Below are 24,350 nucleotides of genomic sequence, written 5' to 3' on the forward strand. Positions count from 1 at the left end.
AGCATTTAGGATGAGTTAAGCCATCACCTTGCTGTGAGCTGTCCTACAATCAATCCTAAAACCCAATAACGCATGGATGTGTATATGTTTGGGCTATTCAATAAAGGTTCCTTGCTTCCCTTGGCAGGTATTGATTTTGGGAGCCAGACCATCAAGGCCGTGACCATCACTGGTCGCCCCGGCAAGTTGCATCTCGAATCGGTGGCGGAAGTCGTTACCCCCAAGGGCACCCTGGTCGATTACCAGTTGCAGGATATCGAACGGGTCAGCCAGTCTCTCAAGACTCTCAAGCGCCTTATCAATGGCAACAGCCAGTATGCGGCCACTGCCGTTACTGGCTCCAATGTCATTACCAAGGTGATCCAGGTCGATGCTCGCCTCAGCGAAAATGAACTGGAAAATCAGGTACAGCTGGAAGCCGAGCAGATCATCCCTTTCCCCCTCGATGAAGTGAGCCTGGATTTTGAGATCCTGAGCCTGGCCAGTGATCAGGACCGGCAGGAAGTGTTGTTGAGTGCGGCCCGTACCGAAAGCGTGAACGGGCGGGTCAGCGCCCTGGCAGAGGCGGGCATGACCACCAAGGTGGTGGATGTGGGAGCTCATGCCCTTGGGCGCGCCGTCCTCGCCTGCCAGCCCGAGCTGCTTGCCTGGGAAAAACCGGTTGGAGTGATCGATATCGGGGCCAGTGCCATGACGTTTGCGGCCTTGGTCAAAGGCCAGACGATTTATTCCAGACTGCAGAATTTTGGCGGGGATCAATACAGTCAGGCACTCTCCTCTTTTTACAGCATGAGCCTGGAGGAAGCCGAGCAGGGCAAGATCAAAGGCACTCTGCCCGCTGACCATGAGCTGGATGTGCTGTTACCCCATATCAATGCCCTGTTGCAGCAAGTCAGGCGCAACGTTCAGCTGTTTTGCAGCTCCTCTGGCTATCGGGAGTTGTCAAAGCTTGTCCTGACCGGAGGCGGGAGCCTGCTGCCCGGGCTTGTCAGCCAACTGCAAGATGAACTCAATTGTGAGGTATTGCATCCGGATCCTTTCAGCTTGTTTGGCAAGCCTAAAGGGGAGGGCGGTGTGGTCCATGGTGCCAAGTACATGACGGCGCTGGGACTGGCATTGAGGAGCTTCACACCATGTCAAATATAAACCTCCTTCCCTGGCGTGAAGCCCGCGCCCTGCGCCAGAAGAAACAGTTCGGGGTCATGCTCGGGATTTTCCTGGCGATCACCGCCTCTCTCGGCTTTGCCGCCGACTGGCTGGTGAAGCAGCAGATCAGCCATCAGCAGCAACGCAATCAGCGTTTGTTGCAAGAGATGACCATACTCGATGCGCAACTTGGCGAGATCCGCTTGCTCAAGGAGCGACGCAAGGAGCTGATCGATCGCATGCAGTTGATTGAACAGCTGCAGATGCGTCGCAATCTGCCGGTTCGCCTGTTCAATCAGCTGCCTTCGCTGGTGCCCAATGGGGTTTATCTGAATACGCTTGCTTTGCAAAGCAACCGGATCGACGTCAACGGCAAGACTGAAGCCTATGGCAGGGTCGCCAGCATGATGCGGCGCATCGATGGTTCCGGCTGGCTGAGCCAGTCACAGATCAGCACGATTTTTGCGGCAGATGTCGCACCTGTGTCGCTGAGTCAGTTCTCCATGATGTTTCTGGTCGCGACGACAGCCGGCGTCACCGTCGATGTGACTAAGGGGCAACAATGAACCTGCAACAACTCAATGAACTGGATCTCAACAGCATTGCCAGCTGGCCCAAGCTGGCCAAAGGAATTTTCATCCTGTTTTTCTGTACGTTGCTGGGGGGGGCCATCTATTACTACGTGATAGCAAATTCGTTGACCTTGCTGACACAGGAGACAAATAAAGAGGCGGAGCTGAAGGGGCAGTTTGAGAGCAAGGCGATGCTTGCGGCCAATCTGGGCGCATACAAGGCGCAAATGGTGCAGCTTGAACAACTGGTGGATGCCCAGCTCAAGCAGTTACCCAACACTCATGAGGTGGCGGGTTTGCTGGACGATATCAGTTTCATCGCGACCGACAATGGCCTCAAATTGAATCGCATCAATTGGGAGTCAGAGATCAAGCACGAGTTTTCCACCGAACTGCCCATGCGTATCGAAGTGGTGGGCACCTACAATCAGATTGGCAAGTTCACGGCGGACATGGCGGCTTTGCCGCGCATTGTCATCCTTGAGTCGTTCAACCTTGGCCAGAGCAAGGGAGAAGATGAGCTGATCGCCATGTCGATGCTGGCCAAGACCTACAAGTACAACGGCAAGTCAGTGGGGCAGCAAAAATGAGAATGATCTGCGTGCTATTGCCGGTGTGTTTGCTGACCGCCTGCAGTGGCCAGGATGACATGGATAACTATGTGGCTCAGACCAAGGCCAGGAAGCCGGTCCCCATTGAACCATTGCCTGAAATCAAACCCTTTTCTCCCATGGCTTATCGGCTCAGTGAGCAGCGTAGCCCCTTTATTACTCCCCAGCCGGAGACCAGCAGTGCCAAGGTCGATGCCAAGGTAAAGCCTGATTGTGCCCAGATAGTGGCCAACCGGGAGAAGGAGGTACTGGAGAGGTACTCTCTGGCCAACCTCATCATGCAGGGCTCCCTTGGCCAGCAAGGGCAGCTGTGGGCTCTGGTCAGGACGCCGGATGGTCAATCCATACGGGTTGGTCTCAATCAGCACATGGGATTGGATCAGGGGCGGGTGATCAGGATCACTGACACTAGCGTGGATTTGATTGAGACTGTACCGGATGGCAAAGGATGTTGGGTCACCAGAGAAACCCAGTTGAGCATGGCCAATCTTGAAGCAAAACGATAATCAGGGATGAACTGCGATGAGAGCAACAATAGGTAGTGTCACCAGAGTAGTTCTGCTGTTTTGCGCCGGAGTATGTGGCCAGGCCTGGGCCGTGGCCACATTGCAAGAGGTCAGGGTCAATCCGCTGATGGCCGATCAGCTGTTGCTGGAGCTGAGCTTCAGTGAACCCGTCAGCGGATTTACCGACCGCCTCTCCTATCAGCCTAACCAGCTGCTGTTGCATGTGCCTGGGGCAGTGGGGGCGCTCAATGTCAATCCGCTGCCGATCAAGCAACAGGGGGTCGACAACCTCAAGGTAGAGGGTAAAGGGACAGGTCTCGACATCAAGATTGCCCTTGACCAATTGACCCCTTATCAGGTGCATCAGCAGGGCAACAAGCTGCTGGTGGCGCTGGGAGACAAGGCAAGCATGCCGCCTCCTGCCTCGTCCCAGTCATCCGGCATGGTATCGTCAGCACAGTCTGCGCCTGTCAATACACAAGCCGTCACCCAGTCAGCCTTGATTAATACCCAGATAGTTGCCCAGTCAGCCCAGGCTGCAGCCCCTGTTGCCAGCAAACCGGTTTTGCCCGTATCCCGCACCGAGGCGAGCGGTGCCTATTTCAATTCCGTCAAGGGTGTGGACTTCAGACGGGGCAAGGATGGGCAGGGGGAGTTTCTGGTGATGCTGGACAACAGCTCTGCAGCGGTGGATGTCAGCAGCCGAGGGCAGACAGTGTTGGCCAAATTTCATGGCACCCGGATACCGGATGAGCTGCTCAACCTGATCAATGTGCAGGACTTCGCCACCCCCGTCTCCCAGGTGGAGGTGTTCCGTCAGGGCAATGACACCCTGTTCGAGCTCTCCGTCAACGGCCAGTTTGATTATCGTTACGATCAGGCTGACAAAATGTTCATCGTAGAGGTGAAGAAACGCATAGCGGCAACGGCTGGAAAACAGTATCAGGGCAAGCCTATCTCGCTTAACTTCCAGGATATCCCGGTGCGAACCGTGTTGCAGCTCATCGCTGATTTCAACAACCTCAATCTGGTCACCACGGACTCAGTGGCGGGCAACATTACCTTGCGACTCGATGGCGTGCCCTGGGAGCAGGCGCTGGACATCATCCTCAAGGTGAGAGGGCTGGATAAACGGCTGGATAACAATATCTTGCTGGTAGCGCCTGCCGAAGAGATTGCGCTGCGTGAGAAGCAGCAACTGGAGAGTCGCAACCAGGTGGCCGAGTTGGCCCCTCTCTACACCGAATACCTGCAGATCAACTATGCCAAGGCGACCGAGGTAGCCTCCCTGCTCTCCTCCGAGAACACCAAGCTGCTCTCTGCCAGAGGGGCGGTGAGCGTGGATGAGCGGACCAACGTGCTGGTGGTCAAGGACACTGCTGATGTGATCAGCAACATCAAGCGGATGCTGGATATCCTCGACATTCCGGTCAAGCAGGTGGTGATCGAAGCGCGCATGGTCACCATAGATGATGGTTTTGACGAGGCACTCGGGGTGCGCTGGGGGGTGACCAAGAACGACGGGCACGGTAACAGTACCTCAGGCAGCATCGAGGGCAACGATGGATCAGGCAACAACAACGGTGGTTCTGCCATCACTCGACCTGGGGTAGAAGACAGGATGAACGTCAACCTGCCGGTCACCAACGCCGCTGGCACCCTGGCATTCCAGGTTGCTCGTCTGGCGGATGGCACTCTGCTGGATCTTGAACTGTCGGCGCTGGAAAAGGAGAGCAAGGCCGAAATTATCGCGAGTCCAAGAGTCACTACGGCCAACCAGAAACCTGCATTGATCGAGCAGGGGACCGAGATCCCCTATGTGGAGTCCTCCTCCAGTGGTGCTACCTCGGTTACCTTCAAGAAGGCTGTCCTCAGCCTCAAGGTTACCCCCCAGATCACACCGGACAACCGGGTTATTCTGGACTTGACCGTGACCCAGGATACCAAGGGTGAAACGGTACCGACCGGTACCGGTGATGCGGTTTCCATCAACGCCCAGTCCATCACGACCCAGGTGCTGGTCAACAATGGCGAGACCCTGGTGCTCGGCGGCATCTATCAGCAGACCATCAAGAGCGACGTCAGCAAGGTGCCTCTGCTTGGTGATATCCCGGGCCTTGGCGTGTTGTTTCGCAAGACAACCAGCGAGAATAAAAAGCGGGAATTGCTGATTTTCGTGACACCCAAGATAGTTACCGACGCCTTCTGAATGCTTTACATGTGAGGGTAAAACACATATAACCTTACGCCCCAATGATGCTGGGGCGTAAGGGCTGCGGTTGCCAGTCCTGATTTCTATTGAGATAATCCCCCTCCTGATCCATCGCAAGATAAGGTTCATAGGTACCCCGATCGAGTGTTTGTCGGGGTCGTACAGTTTGTAATTACTAACGAAAAGACATGGCTGAGAAACGCAATATTTTCCTGATAGGTCCCATGGGTGCGGGCAAGAGCACCATAGGTAGACATCTGGCAGAACAACTGCATATGGAGTTTTTCGACTCAGATCATGAGATTGAGCGCCGCAGTGGTGCCGATATCGGCTGGGTGTTCGATGTTGAAGGCGAAGAGGGTTTCCGGATCCGCGAAGAGAAGGTCATAGGCGACCTTTCAGAACAGCAGGGTATCGTGCTGGCGACGGGTGGCGGTGCCATCAAGAGCCGAGAAACACGGAACAAGCTCTCTGCTCGCGGTATCGTGGTATACCTCGAAACAACGATTGAGAAGCAGCTGGCGCGCACACAAAGAGACAAGCGTCGCCCACTGCTGCAAACCGAAGAGCCGCCGCGCGAAGTGCTCGAGCGTCTGGCACAAGAGCGCAATGCGCTGTATGAAGAAGTGGCTGACTTTGTCATCCAGACTGATGATCAGAGCGCTAAAATCGTTGCCAATCAAATTGTTAAGTTGATCGGCATGTAATCTAGAGGACGTCCATGGAAAGGTTGAAGGTCGAACTGGGTGAACGCAGTTATCCCATCGAGATAGCGGCGGGTCTGTTGCAGCATGCAGAAGTGCTGACACAAACCATCAAGGGAAAACGGGTCATGATAGTGACCAATACCGTTGTCGCTCCCTTGTATCTTGAGCGGATTATCCAGTTGCTGTCCGGTTTTCAGGTTGAACACCTGATACTGCCGGACGGTGAGGCTTACAAGACCCTGGCAACCTTCGAGCGGATCATGTCTGCTCTGCTGGAAACCAATCATGGTCGGGACACGACACTGATCGCCCTGGGGGGCGGTGTGATAGGAGATGTTGTCGGCTTTGCTGCGGCAAGCTATCAACGTGGCATTCCTTTTATTCAAGTGCCTACCACACTGCTCTCCCAGGTTGATTCCTCCGTCGGCGGCAAGACCGCCGTCAACCATCCCCTTGGCAAGAACATGATTGGAGCCTTCTATCAGCCCAAGCATGTGGTCATTGATACCGAGTGCCTCAAGACCCTGCCAGCCCGAGAATTTGCTGCCGGCATGGCCGAGGTCATCAAGTACGGCATCATCTGGGACGCCGAATTTTTCACCTGGCTCGAAACCAACATGTCCCGTCTGCAGGCGCTGGAACCGGCTGCCCTGGCGTATGCCATCCGCCGTTGCTGCGAAATCAAGGCCGATGTGGTGACGCAGGATGAGACGGAGCACGGGGTTCGCGCTCTGCTCAATCTCGGTCACACCTTTGGTCATGCCATCGAGGCTGAAAAAGGGTATGGCAACTGGCTGCACGGTGAAGCGGTTGCCGCAGGCATGATGATGGCTGCCTCCACGGCCGAGGCTCGGGGCGATCTGGATGCAAGGCAGCTTGCTCGCATTCGCGATCTGCTGCTGGCGGCCAATCTGCCCATTCAGGCACCTGCCGATATGGATTTCTCTGCCTTCATTCGCCATATGCGCCGAGACAAGAAGGTATTGGAAGGCAAGTTGCGACTGGTGCTGCCGGTCGGTATCGGTCACGCTCAGGTCGTAGCCGATGTCTCCGATGATGAATTGCTGGCGGTGATTGAGTCTGGTCGTGAGTAACAATAAACTGCTTAAATTTCCTTCCCAGCGGCAGCTGGTTGATCGGCTGCTGCATCTGATTGAATTCAATCACCCTTTTATTTTTCTCTCCGGTAAACCCGGCAGTGGCCGCGGCACCCTGTGTGAATCCCTGCTCGGCAACTTGCCCGAAAAAGTGCGGGTAGTGAGCCTGATTGGCAGTACAGCCATGAAGATGGCGGACGTGCGCCAGCTGCTGCTGCCCCAGGTGGTGGCAAGGCCGCTGTTCAATCCGCAGGATGCGCTGGCAGAGAGTTTCTTTCGCATGCTGGAGGGCAAGCCCTCCACCCTGTTGCTGCTGATCGAGCGTGCTGACGAGCTGCCTGCCGAGCTGGTCGGCGAGCTGTGGAGTCTCTGTCGTCACAACGATAGCCTGCCCATGCCACACCAGCTGGCGATCGTGCTCTCCGGGAGTGACGTCTGGTGTCGCACTCAGAAAAGCCTGCTAAAAGGGCGGGCCATGCCGGCTCTGGAGCTGGAGGTAGCGCCACTGAGCGCACCGGAGCAACGTATCTTCTTGTATGAGAAAGCCAAAGAGCTCAAGATCCCGACAGCCCTCTTGCCCAAGCTGAAAGTGGAAGAGATCCTGAACGTGGCGAATGGACATCCGTCCACCATCATGCAGTTACTGGAGGATATCATGACCGACAGAAGGCCCAAGAAACGTCAGGCCGAGTTGCCCGTTAAAAAGATTGCCATAGTGCTGGCGCTGGTTGCCGGCGGTCTGCTGGCCCTGAGCTATCTGCTGCCAGCCCTGTTCAGCGACGAAAGCAAGAGCACCGGGCTCGCCCCCTCACAAACCACTGCCTTGCCCATTCCCGTCTCAGGCGGAGATCCACTGACCGCAGGCGGTAGCAGCAATGACGGTCAGAGTGGCGGTCAAAGCAGCCCGAATGCCAGCGGTGATAACCCGGGCGGTGTGGTGCGTGATTGGCAGCCTGATGCCAAGGTATTGCCCAAAGCCGTCGAGAGCGAAACGCTGACTACTGAATCGACCAACTATGAGGGGCGCCGTGTGGTGATCTCCGACGAGGTGGTCCAGAAGTTGATGAAACAACCCAATGTCAGCGGTGCCTTGCCCACTGGTGTGGTGGATGAGCTGACCGGTGTCAGTTCCCGGGCTGCTTCGACCGAGAACCCATCGACCCAGGGACTGACAGCGCAAGCTCCCCAATCGGCCACTGAGCCCAAGGCCCGGAACACGGCCCCCGTTACCAAACCGGTCGCCAAGCCAGCCGTTGTCGAACCGGCGGCTGCACCTGCGCCCAAGGTCGCCCTGACGCCGACGGCGACCCTGAACAAGAAGCCCAGAAATCACTACAGCGTCCAGCTGATGGGGGCGAGCAACACAGCAGCGGTTGACAAGTTTGTGGCCGAACATGGTCTGACGGGCAATGTCTGGGTCTACAAAACCCAGTTCCGTGGCAGCCCCTGGTATGTGGTGCTGCAAGGGGATTACGCCAACACCACTCAGGCCAAGGCCGCCATTCGCAAGCTCTCGCCCGCCCTGCTCAAGGGGCAGCCCTGGCCCAAGTCGTTTGCTCAGGTACAAAAAGAGTTGAAGCAATAGCCATTCGGCCTGAGAAGGGGGTAGAATCGTCCCCCTTTTTGGGTCTATGCCTTCTTAACACCGGATTTCCATGAAAAAAACACGCGCTTTTTTAAAATGGGCCGGGGGAAAATACTCCCTGGTTGAAGAGATTGCCGAGCGTTTGCCTGCCGGGCGTGTGTTGTTGGAGCCCTTCGTCGGGGCCGGGTCTGTTTTTCTCAACACCGACTACGATGCCTATGTGCTCAACGATATCAATCCGGATCTGATCTGCCTGTACAACCATCTCAAGGTGATGCCGGATAATTTCATCACCGAAGCACGCAAGCTGTTCGTAGCGGAGCACAATCACAAGGCGGCCTACTACCGGCTGCGCACCCAGTTCAACCAGACTGAAACCACCTTCGAGCGGGCGATGCTGTTCCTGTTTCTCAACCGCCACGGTTTCAATGGCTTGTGCCGTTACAACAAAAAGGGCGGCTTCAACGTGCCGTTTGGTTCCTACAAGAAGCCCTACTTCCCTGAAAAAGAGCTGTGGGCCTTTGCCGAGAAGGCGCAGAAGGCGACCTTCATCTGTGAAAGCTACGCCGATGCCATCAAGCGTGCCGAGGAAGACTGGGTGATCTACTGTGATCCCCCCTATGCGCCACTCTCCAACACGGCGAGCTTCACCACTTATTCAGCCGGCGGCTTCACCCTGGACGATCAGGCCATACTGGCGCGGCTGGCACGTCATACCGCTGCCCGCAAGGGGGTGCCGGTGCTAATCAGCAACCACGACATAGCGCTGACCCGTGAGCTCTATCGTGGCGCCCGACTGGACGAGATCCTGGTCAAGCGCACCATCAGTCGCAACGGTGGCAGTCGCAACAAGGTAGCCGAGCTGCTGGCGCTTTATCCGCCCGGTATAGAGCCGGAACAGGGCTACTACCCAAGCGACGCCGAACTTGTTTCACTCGGCTGATCCTCTGGCGGCACTTTCGGGTGCCGCTGCTGTTTCTGCCTGTCGCCATCCTGGTGTTTGCCTCGTATTTGCTGGATATGGGCGATAAATCGGGTGGCCCGCTTTTTCCTGCCTGTGTTCGGGTCGTTTTCATCTGATATTTGCGGTAAAATTGCGCCGCTTTTTCTGCCACGCTGCCAATGGATGACGCTGATGAAAGACTTTCTGATTGCCCCCTCAATCCTCTCCGCCGATTTCGCTCGTCTGGGTGACGATGTTGCCAGGGTGCTGACCGCCGGTGCCGACGTGGTGCATTTCGATGTGATGGACAACCACTATGTTCCCAACCTGACCATAGGCCCCATGGTCTGTCAGGCCCTGCGCGACTATGGCATCAAGGCGCTCATCGATGTGCACCTGATGGTCAAGCCGGTGGATCGCATCGTTCCGGACTTCGCCAAGGCGGGGGCCAACCTGATCACCTTCCACCCGGAAGCGTCCGATCACGTGGATCGTACCCTGGGTCTCATCAAGGAGCAGGGCTGTCAGGCCGGTCTGGTGCTGAATCCGGCGACCTCGCTCTCCTGTATGGAGTACGTGATGGACAAGCTGGATGTGATCCTGCTGATGTCGGTCAACCCTGGCTTCGGTGGCCAGAGCTTCATCCCCGGTACACTCGACAAGCTGCGTCAGGTGCGTCGCCTGATTGACGAGAGTGGCCGTGACATTCGCCTCGAGATCGACGGCGGCGTCAAGGTAGACAATATCCGCGCCATCGCCGAAGCAGGTGCCGACATGTTCGTGGCGGGCTCTGCCATCTTCAGCCAGCCTGACTACAAGGTGGTGATCGACCAGATGCGTGCGGAGCTGAGCCATGTCCAGCGCTGAGCGTGATTTTGATCTGGTGCTGTTCGATCTGGATGGCACCCTGATCGACAGTGCCCCCCAGCTGGCGCTGGCGGTCAACCGTACCCTCACTGAACTGGGTCTGGCCGAGGCTGATGAAGCCGTGGTGCGTACCTGGGTCGGCAATGGCGCCGACAAGCTGATCCAGCGCGCGCTGGATTATCGTGAGGCTCCTGAACTGTTTGCCAAGGCCCGCCCCCTGTTCGATCAGCACTATCAGGCCTGTTTGCTGGAAGGGCTTGAAATGTATGACGGTGTGGAACAGAGCCTGCGCCGCCTACAAAAGCTGGGTTATAAACAGGCCGTGGTGACCAACAAGCCGAGTCACTTCGTGCAGCCAATCCTGGATGCCCTTGGCATCAGCGACTGTTTCGCGCTCTGGCTGGGTGGCAACTGTGTGCCGGTCAAGAAGCCGAGCCCCGAGCCCCTGCTGCATGCCTGCCATGAGCTGGGCGTCAGTCCGTCCCGCACCCTGATGGTGGGCGACTCTGAAAATGACGTGCTGGCCGCCCAGGCCGCCGGCATGAAAGTAGTGGGGCTCACCTATGGCTACAACTATGGTCGTCCCATTGTAGATTCCCGCCCGGACTGGGTATATGAGCAGTTTGCCCAGCTCGATGCCCTGTTAGCCGAGTAAGGTGTCGGGTTGGCCGAATAACAAGGATTAACACTCTCATGACTAAACCAATCGTACTGAGCGGGGCCCAGCCGTCGGGTCAGCTGACCATAGGCAACTATATGGGCGCCCTGCGTCAGTGGGTCAACATGCAGGATGACTTCGACTGCCTCTACTGCATCGTCGATCTGCATGCCATCACCACCCGTCAGGAGCCAGCCGCCCTGCGCAAGGCGTGTCTCGATGCTGCCGCCCTCTATCTGGCGGTGGGGATCGATCCGGCCAAGAGCACTGTCTTCATCCAGTCCCACGTGCCGCAGCACGCCGAGCTGGGCTGGATCCTGAACTGCTACACCCAGATGGGCGAGCTGTCGCGCATGACCCAGTTCAAGGACAAGTCCGCCCGTTTCGAGAACAACGTCAACGTCGGCCTGTTCGGTTATCCGGTGCTGATGGCGGCAGATATCCTGCTCTATCAGGCCAACCAGGTGCCAGTCGGCAACGATCAGAAACAGCATCTGGAGCTGACCCGCGACATCTGCACCCGTTTCAACAACCTGTACGGCGAAGTGTTCACCCTGCCGGAACCCTTCATTCCGACCGAAGGTGCCCGGGTGATGAGCCTGCAGGATCCGACCAAGAAGATGTCCAAGTCTGATGACAACGAGGCCAACTTCATCGGCCTGCTGGAAGATCCCAAGCAGATCGTCAAGAAGATCAAGCGTGCCGTGACCGACTCCGACGAGCCGGCAGTGGTGCGTTTTGATCCCGAGAACAAGCCGGGTGTCTCCAACCTGCTGACCCTGATGTCCGGGGTGACAGGTCGTTCCATCCCCGAATTGGAGCAGCACTTCGAAGGCAAGATGTATGGTCACCTCAAGACCGAGACTGCCGAGGCGGTCGTTGCCTTGCTGGAGCCCATTCAGGCGCGCTTCCGCGAGTTGCGTCAGGATGAGGCTCATCTGCAAACAATTTTGGCGGCAGGCGCACAAAAGGCGCGTGAAAGGGCTGAAAAAACACTGACCAGCGTATATGATGTAGTCGGCTTCGTTCCTCGAGCCTGACATACTGGGAAGGTGTAGTAGAAGAGAGCTGGGTCTTTGCCTGGCTTTCTTTGTTTTACCCGACCTGCTATTCGTTAATTCATCTTCCAATTTCAAACGCGGGCTTCTGCCCCAAGAGTGAGCATGTCTGTCGAATTAAACACCACGATTGAAGAGTTGGGTGACAAGGGTCACTGGCTGCGTAAATTCCGCAAGGCCAAGAACCTCAATACCCTGCAACTGATGGTCTCCAACGCCATCGACAAATATCACAACACCCCCGCCATTGCCGCCGCCATCTATCTGGCAGAATGCCAGCGCGAGCGCGAAATGGAGCAGGGCCGCTATCTGGATCGTTGATTCTCTGCCTCTGGTTGCCCCATGCTGTTGTTGATCGATAACTACGACTCCTTTACCTGGAACCTGGTGCAGTATTTTGGCGCTCTGGGGCAAGAGGTGGTGGTAAAGCGCAATGACGAGCTGACGCTGGATACCATAGCGCAGCTAGCTCCCCGTTATCTGGTGATCTCTCCCGGCCCCTGCACGCCCAATGAGGCGGGTATCTCCCTGTCGGCCATCAGCCGTTTTGCGGGTCAGCTCCCCATCCTTGGCGTCTGTCTCGGTCACCAATCCCTGGCTCAGGCTTTCGGTGCCCGGGTGGTGCGCGCGCGTCAGGTGATGCACGGTAAAACCTCCCTTATTCGCCATCAGGGCGAGGGAGTATTCAAAGCGCTCAACAACCCGCTGCGGGTCACCCGCTACCATTCGCTAATCGTGGAACGGGAAACCCTGCCCGACTGCTTCGAGGTTACCGCCTGGAGCGAACACGCCGATGGCTCTTTTGACGAGATCATGGGTCTGCGCCATAAGCAGTTGAATATAGAGGGAGTTCAGTTCCATCCGGAGAGCATTCTGAGCGAGCAGGGCCACCAATTGCTGGCCAATTTTCTAACCAGTTCCTGAATGGTTGTGATTGGCTTCACAGAATCGAGATGAGGCCAAAAATATTTTCCCTGACACTTTATTCACCCCCCTCCCTGTCCAAATTATCTCTTGCCAACACCCCCTGAGCCGTTATGCAATGCGGTTGCCTAAAATCTCACAGGCAATCGAACATTGTTCCCTGTAACTTGCTTTGTTGCAGACTTTTAGCTTTTTTTCTGTGACAATGCCGATGTGTTTACATGGATTTAACTTTTGGGCGGTGGATTATTCTGTCGCCAGATCGAAGGAGAGCAATATGTCAGAGTTGTTGGCAGTGACACGTGAAGTGTTTGATGAAGTGATGGTTCCCAACTATGCGCCCGCCAAGATCATCCCGGTGCGTGGTGAAGGGTCACGTGTCTGGGATCAGGAAGGCCGTGAGTATGTCGACTTTGCCGGCGGGATCGCCGTCAATGGCCTGGGTCATTGCCATCCCAAGCTGGTCGAAGCCCTGAAAACCCAGGGCGAGAAGCTGTGGCACCTCTCCAACGTGATGACCAACGAGCCGGCTCTGCGTCTGGCCAGGAAGCTGGTTGCCGCCACCTTCGCCGACAAGGTCTATTTCTGCAACTCGGGCGCCGAAGCCAACGAGGCGGCCCTCAAGCTGGCCCGTCGTTATGCCATCGAGAAATTCGGTGAGCACAAGACCCAGATCATTGCTTTCCATCAGGGTTTCCACGGTCGTACCTTCTTTACCGTCAGTGTGGGTGGCCAGGCTGCCTACTCGGATGGTTTCGGTCCCAAGCCTGCTGATATCACCCATGTGACTTACAACAATCTGGCAGAGCTGGCTGCCGTCATCTCCGACAATACCTGCGCCGTGGTGATGGAGCCGCTGCAAGGGGAGGGTGGCATCATTCGTCCGACCGACGAGTTTGCCAAAGGGGTGCGTGAACTCTGTACCAAGCACAATGCCCTGCTGGTCTATGACGAAGTGCAATCCGGGGTTGGCCGTACCGGCGAGCTGTTTGCCTACATGGGTCTTGGCGTCACGCCTGACATCCTCACCAGCGCCAAGGCGCTCGGCGGCGGCTTCCCCATCGGCGCCATGCTGACCACCAATGAAATCGCGGCTCACCTGAAAGTGGGCACTCACGGCTCCACCTACGGCGGCAACCCGCTGGCGTGCGCGGTGGCCGAGGCGGTGATCGACGTGGTCAACACCCCGGCAGTGCTGAGCGGCATCAAGCAGCGTGAACAGCTGTTCCGCGCCGGTCTCGACGCCATCAATGCCAAGTACCACTGCTTCAGTGAAGTGCGTGGCAAGGGCCTGTTGCTCGGCGCCGTGCTGAACGATGACTACAAGGGCCGCTCCCGTGATTTCTTGCTGGCCTCCATCGACCAGGGGCTGATGGCACTGGTAGCAGGCACTAACGTGGTGCGCTTCGCACCGTCACTGGTTATTCCGGAAGCGGATATCAAGGAAGGGTTGGCACGGTTCGAGAAAGCGGTTGCCCAGGTGGTTAACGCCTGATCCTAATTGAGGTGGGGAGCCCTCCCGGCAGGAGCCGGGACCCCACCTGTCGTCAATGAAAGGGAGTTGTCATTTATGTTGGTTATCCGTCCTATCGAGCAAAAAGATTTTGCCGGTCTCAAGACCTGTGCCATTGAATCCGGCACCGGCATGACATCATTGCCTGTCAACGATGAACTGCTGCAGCGCAAGATAGATGCCTCGACCCAGACCTTCTCGGACAAACCGGCAGGTAAGGGTGATTGCCTCTACTTCTTCGTGGCTGAGGATCTGGAGACCGGCGAAATGGTCGGTACCTGCGCCATCGATGCGGCCGTGGGCCTGTCCCAGCCGTTCTACAACTATCACATCGGCAAGGTGGTGCACTCTTCCCCCAAGCTCGGCATCTACAACGTGGTCGAGACGCTCACTCTGTCGAATGACTACACCGGCAATTCCGAGCTGTGCACCCTGTTTTTGCGCGAATGCGCCCGCGAGGGGCTCAATGGCCGCCTGCTCTCCAAGCACCGTTTCCTGTTCATGGCCGAGCACCCCGAGCTGTTTGACAAGACCGTCTTTGCCGAGATGCGTGGCGTCTCCGATGAAAAAGGTCACAGCCCCTTCTATGAGTGGCTGCAAAAGCATTTCTTCTCGATGGATTTTCCTACCGTCGACTATCTCACCGGCATCGGCAAGAAGCGCTTCATCGCCGAGTTGATGCCCAAGTACCCCATCTACGTCAACCTGCTGAGCAACGAGGCGCGCGCCGTCATCGGCCAGACCCACGAGAAGACCCGCCCGGCCATCAAGATGCTGCAGGATGAGGGGTTCGTGAACCGTGGCTACGTTGACATCTTCGATGCCGGCCCCACCGTCGAGTGCGACGTAAAGAACATTCGCAGCGTGCGCCGCAGCCAGAAGCTGCGGGTGCTGATTGGTGAGCCCATAGGTGGCAAGACCCATCTGATCTGCAACACCCGCTACGAACAGTATCGCGCCTGCCACGGCAATATCCGGGTCGATCTGGACAAGCACGAAGCCATCATTCCGCCCAAGATGGCGGCGGCACTCAAGGTGCAGGATGGCGACATGGTGCGTGTCGTCGATCTCGACTGAGCCGCCTTGTCTGGTGTTGAAGGCAGCAGAACCGCATATGAAACAGGCAGCCAAGGCTGCTTGTGAAACACAGGGAGTGAATTGATGAGCCATTTAGTACAACTTATCGACGGCCAGTGGCTGGCGGGTGAAGGCAAGCCGTTCGAGTCAATGGATCCGGCCAAGAATGAAGTCATCTGGCAAGGGGGCGCCGCCAGTGCCAATCAGGTGGATGCTGCTGTCAAGGCAGCCCGCGCTGCCTTCTACCATTGGTCTGACATGAGCCTGGAAGCGCGTCTTGCCATAGTGCGCCGTTACGCCGATCTGCTCGGTGAGCACAAGGAGGCGCTGGCGCTCACCATTGCCCGGGAAACCGGCAAGCCCCTGTGGGAAACCCGCACCGAAGTGGCCGCCATGCAGGGCAAAATTGCCATCTCCATTCGCGCTCATGACGAGCGCACCGGCACGGTGGAGAACCCCATGCCGGGTGCCAAGGCATTCGTGCGCCACAAGCCCCACGGCGTGGTCGCCGTGTTCGGCCCCTACAATTTCCCAGGTCATCTGCCCAACGGTCATATAGTACCGGCGCTGATCGCGGGCAATACAGTGGTGTTCAAGCCCTCCGAGCTGACCCCCATGGTGGCTGAAGCCATGCTGAAGATCTGGCAGGAGGCGGGTCTGCCCAAGGGTGTCCTCAACCTGGTACAGGGTGAGGTAGAGACCGGCAAGGCGCTGGCGGGCAATCCGGATATCGACGGCCTCTTCTTTACCGGCTCGTCCCGTACCGGCCATTTCCTCCATCAGCAGTTTGCCGGTCAGCCTGGCAAGATCCTGGCGCTGGAGATGGGCGGTAACAACCCGCTGATCGTCAAAGACGTGAGCGATGTGGATGGCGCCGTCCATGCCATAGTCCAGTCAGCCTTCATCACTTCCGGCCAGCGCTGTACCTGCTCACGCCGTCTGTTTGTCGAGCGCGGTGCCCGGGGCGATGCCCTGGTCAAGCGATTGGTGGAGGTGGTCGGCCAGATCAAGGTCGGTCTCTATGATGCCGCCGATCAGCCTTTCATGGGGGCCATGATCAGCGAGAAAGCGGCTCTCGGCATGGTAGCGGCGCAAGCCAACCTGCAACAACTGGGTGGCGAGAGTCTGCTCACCCTCAAACACCTGGAAGCGGGCACCGGCTTCGTTTCGCCCGGCATCATAGACGTGACCGCAATCGGTGCTCTGCCGGACGAAGAGTATTTCGGCCCGCTGCTGCAGCTCATTCGCTACGACGACTTCGATGCCGCCATCGACCAGGGCAATGCCACCAGCTTCGGCCTCTCGGCGGGCCTGCTCGGTGACAACGAGGCGGACTGGCAGCATTTCTTCAAACGGATCCGCGCCGGTATCGTCAACTGGAACAAGCCCATCACGGGCGCCTCCAGCGCCGCGCCGTTCGGCGGCATAGGTGCCTCCGGCAACCACAGGGCGAGCGCCTACTACGCCGCCGACTACTGTGCTTATCCCGTTGCCTCCGTCGAGGACAGCAAGGCTGCCATGCCGGATCAGCTGTCGCCGGGTTTGACCTTTTAACGAGGAAGAGGCCGACAGCAAGGCCGCCACGGCTGACACTGTCCTCCTCTGCGCTGAGCGCTGATAACAAAAAGCTGAGCGCTGATAACAAAAAATAAAAGGGGCACTGAACAGGTGCCCTTGTCTGTACCCGCAATCAAAGGAAAGAGAGATGCAAAAGGATATCGACACCCTGTTCGGTCACTTGTGGGATAACTACATTCAAGTCACCCCGAGTGCCCTCAAGGTCCACACCCTGCTGGGTGGCGGTGAGCCCATCGTCAATGATCATGTGGCGTTTCGCACCTACAATCTGCCCAAGCTGGGGCTGGAGAAGCTGGCCGCCCACTTCCTGGCGCTCGGGTACGAGCAGAAGGGTGAATATGTGTTCAAGGCCAAGAAGCTCTATGCCAAGCACTTCGAGCATCAGGATCCGGATGCCCCCAAGGTGTTTATCAGCGAGCTGAAAGTGGAGGAGCTCTCCGAGGCGGCCCAGGCCATCATCCACAAGCTGGCTGAGCAGGTGCCTGATCACCTGACCGACACCCAGGCCTTCCTCTACACGGGGGCGCCCTGGCAGGTATCCTGGGCCGATTACCAGACCCTGCTGGCAGAGAGCGAGTACGCAGCCTGGATGGCGGCCTGGGGCTACCGCGCCAACCACTTCACCGTCAACATCAATCGCCTCAAGCAGTTCGATACCATCCAGCAGGTCAACGCAGCCCTCAAGGCGGCCGGCTTCGTGCTCAACGGCGTGGGTGGCGAGGTGAAAGGGGACCCGCAGGTGATGCTGGAGCAATCCTCCACCATGGCCGACAAGGCGGATGTACCCTTCAGCGACGGCGTGCGCACCATTCCGAGCTGCTTCTACGAGTTTGCCCTGCGCTACCCGCAGGCCGACGGCGTGCTCTACCCGGGCTTCGTCGAAGCCTCGGCCGACAAGATCTTCGAATCCACCAACGCCATGTAACGGCGATGGTTGGCAAGAACGCCCCGAAAGGGGCGTTTTTTATGGCGTTTTGTGCCGGGCCCGTAGACCCCCATTTGTCGCTGATATGGTCTCATCCAGGCCGCTGCGCGATATCTCAGCCGAGTCGGGGTTGAACGACCGAGCCCACCCGCGAGGGTGGGCCAGGATACTCGTCTGTCACACCTTCTGCAGCGCGCCTTCGGTGGCCAGCAAGGTGGTCATGCCGCCGGCCTTGCCTGCCTGAATGCCGATCTGGGTATCTTCAAACACCAGGCAGTTGGCGGGATTGGCACCGAGCAGCTCGGCTACCTTCAGGAAGGTATCCGGATGGGGTTTGTGGTTGTGGATGTCGTCGGCACTGACCAGCACAGAGATATAGGCATCCAGGCCGGTGTTCTTCAAAATGCGCTCGGCATGATCCCGCGATGACCCAGTGCCTATGCCCATCGGCACCTTGCCGTGGCAGCGCCTGACCAGATCCCACATGGAGGGGAAGACGCTGACCTTGTCGATATGCGCCAGATAGAGGGCCACCTTGCGGCGAGTGAAGGCATCCACATCGATATCCAGTCCGTGCTGCTCGGCCAGCATGCTCACTATCTTGCGGGTGGGAATGCCGCCATATTCATTGAGTTGCTCGCGATTGAACGGCAGACCGAACTCTGCGCTGGTTGCCTCCCAGGCATCCAGATGCAGGGGCATGGAGTTCACCAGGGTGCCATCCATATCGAAAATCAGGGCGTCGTATTGATCAAACCGGAACTGCTCGGACATGGGTCTGCTTCCTCTTGGGCCAAAAGACCACACTACCAGATCCGGCGTTCGGATGCCGCGACGGCCGTCATGGTCAAGGGGCTGGCCGCTGGATGGCAGTGGTTTTAGCCATCGGATAATGATTTATGAGACAATAATAAGTTCTTTGCCGCAGATTTTGGCATTTCACATTAGCGAGCCGGTTATATGTCCCCAAAAACCATCTTCTCAAGCGTGGCCCTGGTGATCGCCCTGGGTTCACTGGAAAAGAGCATAGTCACCACCCCCTTGCCCATCATTGGCGCCGAGCTGAACGCAGGCGCAGCCCTCACCTGGGTGGTGACCGCCTATCTGTTGGCAGCCACCGCCGCCCTGCCTGTGTATGGCAAGTTGAGCGATCTGTTCGGTCGGGTACGCATGCTCAATATCGGTATTGGTCTTTTTCTGGCGGGATCCGTGGCCTGCGCTCTGGCGCAGGATCTGCCGACCCTGCTGGCGGCTCGCGTGCTGCAAGGGCTGGGGGGCGGCGGCCTCATTGCACTTGCCTTTACCGTGATTGCCGACTGCATACCACCAAGGGAGGTGGGCAAGTATCAGGGTTACATCTCGGCCGTATATGCGGTCTCCAGCATCGCCGGGCCTCTGCTCGGCGGCTACTTTACCGAGCAGTTGAGCTGGCGCTGGATCTTCTGGATCAACCTGCCTCTCGGGGCGCTCGCCATCTGGCTGGTGAACCGCAACCTCAAGCACCTCAATGTGCGTCGTCACAGCCGTTTCGACTGGAAGGGGGCGGCACTGCTCATCACAGTGACCACGCTGACCTTGCTGCTGTTATCACCCGAGACTGCGTTGCCCCCCATCTGGCTGGCGGCGGGTTTGGCGGTTGCCTTGCTGCTGCTGATCCTGGTGGAGCGACGTGCCCATGATCCTATCCTGCCTGTCCATCTGGTGCGGTTGCCCGGTTATCTGGTGAGCGTGCTGCTGGCACTGGTTTCGCAACTGCTGATGTTTGCCGTGCTGGTCTATCTGCCGTTGCAGATGCAGTGGCAGAAGGGAATGGGGGCCAGTGAGAGCGGCCTCTACATGGTGATCTTCATGGTCTGCATCACGGCGGGTGCTTTCGTCGGCGGCAAGCTGATCGGTCGCACCGGTTACTACAAACGGTTCGTGGTGGTGGGCTTCGCCCTGTCGGCGCTGGCTTTGTGGCAAATTCATTTCGATGTCTGGGCCAGTCTGGGGCTGGGCTTTGCCGGTCTGGGTCTGGGGTTGGTGCTGCCGGCCCTCGCGGTTGTGGTGCAAAATGCATTGCCGGCAGCGGATCGCGGCATCGGCATGTCCCTGTTCAACTTCGGCCGTGAGCTGGGGGGCGCGGTCGGGGTCGCCATCTGCTCCGTGCTGTTTCATGCCGCCCTGCCAGCGGGCACCAGCCACAACCTGGCCAGCTTGAGTCCGGTCGAGCTGGCTCCGGGGTTCAGCGCTACCTATATCGGCATGGCGCTGATCGCCAGTGCCGCCTTGCTCATCACACTATTGGCATTGAAGCGGCACGAGCTGGCTACCATGCCTGCCTGATGCCGATCAGACTGGATGTGAAGAGGGCTCCCAACGGGAGCCCTCTTTGTTATCCGGTTTCACTGGTCGCCGGCAGGCCGATCACTCCTGTGGGGGAGCCTCCTTGCCGGCCAGCTGGCTGAGCCAGGCGAAGCGGCGGTTGGCGTCCAGTTCCGCTTCGCGATAGAGCAGGGTGGCGACCTCCGGCAGCTGTCGTTCGAGGCGCTGGAAGCGGGGCTCCTGGCTCAGGGTCTCGGCCAGCGAGGCGTTCGGTGCCCGGGAGTCGAGCGCCAGCGGCAGCTTGCCCTCGTCGCTGCGGCGCGGATCGAAGCGGTAGAGCGGCCAGAAGCCGGTGGCGGTCAGCTGCTTCATCTGCTCGTGGCTCTGGGCCAGATCGTAGCCGTGCTCCTCGCAGGGACTGTAGGCGATGATGAGCGACGGTCCCGGGTAGGCTTCCGCCTCCTGAATGGCCTTCACCGTCTGGTTCATCTGGGCGCCGAGGGAGATCTGCGCCACATAGACGTGGCCATACATCTTGATGCTGGCCCCGAGATCCTTGCGCTTGCCCTGCTCGCCAAATTTGGTGATGGCACCGAGTGGCGTGGCCTTGGACTGCTGGCCGCCGGTGTTGGAGTAGCACTGGGTGTCGAGCACCAGCACATTGATGTTCTCCCCCAGACTCAGCACGTGGTCGAGCCCGCCAAAGCCGATGTCATAAGCCCAGCCATCGCCACCGATGAGCCAGACCGACTTGTCCACCAGATAGTCCGCATCCCGTGTCAGCTCCAGGGCCGCCTCATCGCTGCGCCCTTGCAGCAGCACACGCAGTTGTTCGATATGGGCACGCTGTTCACAGACCGGCAGGCTGGCATCTTGCAGCGCCTGTTGCAGCTTGGCCGGGACAGCGTCGCCCAGGCTGGCCAGCAGGCGTTGCATCCGCTCGCGATGTTGATCGACGGTGAGCCTGAAGCCTAGCCCGAATTCGGCATTGTCCTCAAACAGGGAGTTCGCCCAGGCCGGGCCACGGCCCTCGGCGTTGGTGGTGTAGGGGGTGGTGGGCAGGTTGCCGCCATAGATGGAGGAGCAGCCGGTGGCGTTGGCGATGAGCAGCCTGTCCCCGTAGAGCTGAGTCAGCAGCTTGATGTAGGGGGTCTCGCCACAGCCGGAGCAGGCGCCGGAGTATTCGAACAGCGGCGAGATGAGCTGGGAGGTGCGAATGTCGATGCGCTCCAGTTGCTCGGCCGTGCGCTCGGGGAGGTCCAGGAAGAAGTCGTAGTTCGCCTTCTGGGCATCGAGGTGGTCGAGCCTGGACTCCATGTTGATCGCCTTGCGGCTCGGATCGGTGCGATCCTTGGCCGGGCACACCTCGACGCAGAGGTTGCAGCCGGTGCAATCCTCAGGCGCCACCTGCAGCACGTATTGCTGGCCGCGCATGTCGCGGGCCTTCACATCCAGGGCGTCCAGGGTCGCGGGGGCACCCTCCAGTGCATCCTTGTCCACCACCTTGGCGCGGATGGCCGAGTGCGGGCAGGCGGCCACGCAGTAGTTGCACTGGGTACACAGGTCCGCCTGCCAGATGTGCACCTCCTTGGCGATGTTGCGCTTCTCCCAGCGGGTGGTGCCCACTGGCCAGGTACCGTCCGGCGGGAAGGCGGAGACCGGCAGGCTGTCGCCGAGCCCCGCCAGCATGGCGGCGGTGACGGTCTGGACGAAGTCGGGGGCCTGGGCGGACACCACGGGGGGGCGATGGTGGCTGCTCGGATCGAGTTCTTGCAGCGGCACCGGGATCAGTGCCTCGCAGGTGGCGGCCAGGGCCTGCCAGTTGCGCTCGACCAGCTCGGCGCTCTTGTTGCCATAGCTAGCTGCGATGGCCTGCTTGAGCAACTCGGTGGCCTCTGCCGGCGGTATGATGGCGGTGAGCTGGAAGAAGGCCATCTGCATCACGGTATTGATGCGGCTGCCGAGCTGGCATTCCCGGGCGATCCTGGCGGCGTTGATGATGTAGAAACGCGCCTCTTTTGCACGCAGGGCCTGTTGCACCTCCTGCGGCAATCGCTGCCAGATCTCTGTCGGGCCATAGGGGCTGTTGAGCAGGAAGATACCGCCGAACTTCAGCCGCTCCGCCATCTGGTACAGGTCGATGAACTGCCACTGGTGGCAGCCGATAAAGTCCGCCTCATCCACCAGATAGGCCGATTGCAGCGGCCGCTCGCCGACCCTCAGGTGGGAGACGGTGAGGCCCCCCGCCTTCTTGGAGTCGTAGACGAAGTAGCCCTGCGGATAGAGTTGTGTGTGGTTGCCGAGGATCTTGATGCTGTTCTTGGCCGCCGAGACGGTGCCGTCGCTGCCAAGGCCGTAGAACAGCGCCTCCAGTTTGCTCTGGCTCGGCTTGTGTTGCGAAGAGCCGAGAGTGGGCAGCGGCAGGGAGAGGCCGGTGACGTCGTCGAAGATGCCGACGGTGAAACGCGGCCGCGGGTTGTCCAGCGCCAGCTCATCGAAGATAGCCTGCGCGCAGGCCGGATTGAACTCCTTGGAGGAGAGACCGTAGCGACCGCCGATGACCCGTGGCAGGCTGGCCCGCTCGCCTCGGCTGACCGCCTCGGCCAGCGCCGTCATCACATCCAGATAGAGGGGCTCGGCCTGGGCCCCCGGCTCCTTGGTGCGATCCAGCACCGCAATCTTGCAGGCGCTCTCGGGAATAACCGCCAGCAGATGCGAGGCCCTGAAGGGGCGGTAGAGGCGCACCTTCACCAGACCCACCTTCTCCCCTTGCTCGATCAGCCGCGCTATTACTTCCTCACAGGTACCGATGGCGGACCCCATCAGCACCAGCACCCGCTCGGCCTGCGGGTGACCCACATATTCAAACGGCTGGTAGTAGCGGCCGGTTAGCGAGCCGAAGGCCGCCATCGCCTCGCTCACGTGGCGATAGCCCTCGTCATACCAGGGATTGCTCGCTTCCCGGCACTGGAAGTAGGTGTCCGGGTTGGCCGCTGTGCCGCGAATGACAGGCTTGTCGGGGGTGAGCGCCCGATCGCGATGGGCGCGGATCGCCGCCTCCGGCAGCAGGGCACGCAGTGTGTCATCCGCCAGCGGCACTATCTTGGCTATCTCGTGGGAGGTGCGAAAACCGTCGAAGAAGTGGATGAAGGGCAGCCGGCTGTTGAGGCTGGCCACCTGGGAAATCAGGGCGAAATCCTGCGCCTCCTGCACATTGCTGGCACAGAGCATGGCGCAGCCGGTCTGGCGCACCGCCATCACGTCCGAATGATCACCGAAGATGGACAAGGCATGGGTCGCGACGGTGCGCGCCGCCACATGGAGTACGAAGGGAATGAGCTGACCCGCCAGCTTGTAGAGGTTGGGGATCATCAGCAAGAGCCCCTGGGACGAAGTAAACGAGGTTGCCAGCGCGCCTGTCTGCAGGGCGCCGTGGATGGTGGCGATGGCGCCCCCCTCCGATTGCATCTCCACCACGCGAGGTACATCCCCCCACAGATTTTTGCCCCGATCGCTCGACCAGGCCGACGCCAGCTCCGCCATGGTGGAGCTGGGGGTGATGGGGTAGATGGCGATGACTTCGCTGGTGCGGTACGCCACTGAGGCGACTGCGTTATTACCGTCTGTGGTGATCATGAGTTGTCCACTTGCTATGCCAGTTTGAAGGCCGGTTGCGGGCAACCAGCCATGGATAGGTCGCAGGCATAGTAAGAGGGTTGGAGAGATCGCATCAAACGGGATAAATAATCAATTAATACATCATCTATTCGTCATTTATACCCTTGAAAACAATCGGGTCTATTTGTCGGGATATATCTATCGATCCAGCGTGAATAATGGTGGCAGGGATGAGTTGGTACCGAAATCGTTGAATTAAATAAATCATGAAATTAAATAATTAGATGGAAGAGTCATGTTTGCTTGCACAGGCTGTACAGATCTAGTTATCACCTGACACCGGCCTCAAACCGGTGTCTTGTTTACACTACTTTAGTGCGCACTTCCTTCGGTATCAATTTCAGACCCTTCTTGAACATGCGGTAGGGGGTCTGACCCTCCATCATCCT

General features: G+C 58.6%; 21 protein-coding genes. 19 read left to right on the top strand and 2 right to left on the bottom strand.

Annotation, left to right across the window (positions count from 1 at the left end):
* Positions 1-72: 72 nt before the first annotated feature.
* The 18 genes from tapM (at position 73) to OKC28_RS16015 (ending at position 17,979) form a co-directional block, all read left to right on the top strand.
* Positions 73-1,146 carry a PilM family type IVa pilus assembly protein TapM gene (tapM, locus tag OKC28_RS15930; protein WP_270690271.1) on the top strand — a complete coding sequence of 358 codons (1,074 nt, stop codon included), beginning with the start codon at positions 73-75 and terminating at the stop codon, positions 1,144-1,146.
* A complete protein-coding gene (gene tapN / locus OKC28_RS15935) occupies positions 1,134-1,712 on the top strand; it encodes a PilN family type IV pilus biogenesis protein TapN (protein ID WP_005317129.1) in 579 nt (192 codons plus the stop codon). Before tapM ends, tapN begins: the two co-directional genes overlap by 13 nt.
* Positions 1,709-2,308, top strand: coding sequence for a PilO family type IV pilus biogenesis protein TapO (gene tapO / locus OKC28_RS15940; protein WP_270690274.1), 600 nt, complete (start codon positions 1,709-1,711; stop codon positions 2,306-2,308). Before tapN ends, tapO begins: the two co-directional genes overlap by 4 nt.
* Complete coding sequence (locus OKC28_RS15945; RefSeq protein WP_011898454.1) at positions 2,305-2,835, top strand: pilus assembly protein PilP; 531 nt, start codon at positions 2,305-2,307, stop codon at positions 2,833-2,835. Before tapO ends, OKC28_RS15945 begins: the two co-directional genes overlap by 4 nt.
* Positions 2,836-2,851: 16 nt before the next feature.
* Complete coding sequence (locus tag OKC28_RS15950; RefSeq protein ID WP_111587368.1) at positions 2,852-5,044, top strand: type IV pilus secretin PilQ; 2,193 nt, start codon at positions 2,852-2,854, stop codon at positions 5,042-5,044.
* A gap of 191 nt (positions 5,045-5,235) precedes the next feature.
* Entirely contained in the window at positions 5,236-5,754 is a 519-nt protein-coding gene (aroK, locus tag OKC28_RS15955) for a shikimate kinase AroK (RefSeq protein WP_005317117.1), read from the top strand.
* A 14-nt stretch (positions 5,755-5,768) separates the two neighbouring features.
* Positions 5,769-6,848, top strand: a complete 1,080-nt coding sequence (aroB, locus tag OKC28_RS15960; RefSeq protein WP_270690279.1) for a 3-dehydroquinate synthase — start codon at positions 5,769-5,771, stop codon at positions 6,846-6,848.
* Positions 6,841-8,436 carry an SPOR domain-containing protein gene (locus OKC28_RS15965; RefSeq protein WP_270690281.1) on the top strand — a complete coding sequence of 532 codons (1,596 nt, stop codon included), beginning with the start codon at positions 6,841-6,843 and terminating at the stop codon, positions 8,434-8,436. Before aroB ends, OKC28_RS15965 begins: the two co-directional genes overlap by 8 nt.
* A gap of 70 nt (positions 8,437-8,506) precedes the next feature.
* Positions 8,507-9,379 carry a Dam family site-specific DNA-(adenine-N6)-methyltransferase gene (locus OKC28_RS15970; protein ID WP_017412038.1) on the top strand — a complete coding sequence of 291 codons (873 nt, stop codon included), beginning with the start codon at positions 8,507-8,509 and terminating at the stop codon, positions 9,377-9,379.
* 192 nt (positions 9,380-9,571) lie between these two features.
* Positions 9,572-10,246, top strand: a complete 675-nt coding sequence (gene rpe, locus OKC28_RS15975) for a ribulose-phosphate 3-epimerase (RefSeq protein WP_270690284.1) — start codon at positions 9,572-9,574, stop codon at positions 10,244-10,246.
* Positions 10,233-10,901 (top strand): phosphoglycolate phosphatase, encoded by a 669-nt coding sequence (locus OKC28_RS15980; protein ID WP_270690287.1) that lies wholly within the window; start codon positions 10,233-10,235, stop codon positions 10,899-10,901. Before rpe ends, OKC28_RS15980 begins: the two co-directional genes overlap by 14 nt.
* Before the next feature lie 38 nt (positions 10,902-10,939).
* Complete coding sequence (gene trpS / locus OKC28_RS15985) at positions 10,940-11,944, top strand: tryptophan--tRNA ligase (RefSeq protein ID WP_021140399.1); 1,005 nt, start codon at positions 10,940-10,942, stop codon at positions 11,942-11,944.
* Positions 11,945-12,067: 123 nt separating this feature from the next.
* The gene (locus OKC28_RS15990) at positions 12,068-12,283 is read left to right on the top strand and encodes a hypothetical protein (protein WP_005317103.1); all 216 of its coding nucleotides are present in this window, start codon (positions 12,068-12,070) and stop codon (positions 12,281-12,283) included.
* A 21-nt stretch (positions 12,284-12,304) separates the two neighbouring features.
* Positions 12,305-12,886, top strand: a complete 582-nt coding sequence (locus OKC28_RS15995) for an aminodeoxychorismate synthase component II (RefSeq protein ID WP_096118611.1) — start codon at positions 12,305-12,307, stop codon at positions 12,884-12,886.
* Positions 12,887-13,163: 277 nt separating this feature from the next.
* Entirely contained in the window at positions 13,164-14,381 is a 1,218-nt protein-coding gene (locus tag OKC28_RS16000) for an aspartate aminotransferase family protein (protein WP_270690291.1), read from the top strand.
* 75 nt (positions 14,382-14,456) lie between these two features.
* Positions 14,457-15,476: an arginine N-succinyltransferase gene (gene astA, locus OKC28_RS16005; RefSeq protein ID WP_005317100.1), complete on the top strand. Its 1,020-nt coding sequence runs from the start codon at positions 14,457-14,459 to the stop codon at positions 15,474-15,476.
* A gap of 84 nt (positions 15,477-15,560) precedes the next feature.
* Complete coding sequence (gene astD, locus OKC28_RS16010) at positions 15,561-17,030, top strand: succinylglutamate-semialdehyde dehydrogenase (RefSeq protein WP_113719839.1); 1,470 nt, start codon at positions 15,561-15,563, stop codon at positions 17,028-17,030.
* Positions 17,031-17,181: 151 nt separating this feature from the next.
* Complete coding sequence (locus OKC28_RS16015; protein ID WP_005317093.1) at positions 17,182-17,979, top strand: DUF1338 domain-containing protein; 798 nt, start codon at positions 17,182-17,184, stop codon at positions 17,977-17,979.
* Positions 17,980-18,156: 177 nt separating this feature from the next.
* Here the strand turns inward: OKC28_RS16015 and OKC28_RS16020 are convergent, their stop codons facing one another.
* Positions 18,157-18,753: an HAD family hydrolase gene (locus OKC28_RS16020; RefSeq protein ID WP_270690295.1), complete on the bottom strand. Its 597-nt coding sequence runs from the start codon at positions 18,751-18,753 to the stop codon at positions 18,157-18,159.
* 186 nt (positions 18,754-18,939) lie between these two features.
* On the opposite strand from OKC28_RS16020, the gene OKC28_RS16025 reads away from it, so the two are divergent.
* Positions 18,940-20,304 (top strand): MDR family MFS transporter, encoded by a 1,365-nt coding sequence (locus tag OKC28_RS16025; protein ID WP_021140393.1) that lies wholly within the window; start codon positions 18,940-18,942, stop codon positions 20,302-20,304.
* A gap of 81 nt (positions 20,305-20,385) precedes the next feature.
* Here the strand turns inward: OKC28_RS16025 and nifJ are convergent, their stop codons facing one another.
* The gene (gene nifJ / locus OKC28_RS16030; RefSeq protein WP_270690297.1) at positions 20,386-23,919 is read right to left on the bottom strand and encodes a pyruvate:ferredoxin (flavodoxin) oxidoreductase; all 3,534 of its coding nucleotides are present in this window, start codon (positions 23,917-23,919) and stop codon (positions 20,386-20,388) included.
* Between the last annotated feature and the right edge of the window lie 431 nt (positions 23,920-24,350).

Source organism: Aeromonas sp. D3 (assembly GCF_027705025.1).
GTDB classification, from domain to species: Bacteria; Pseudomonadota; Gammaproteobacteria; order Enterobacterales; family Aeromonadaceae; genus Aeromonas; species Aeromonas salmonicida.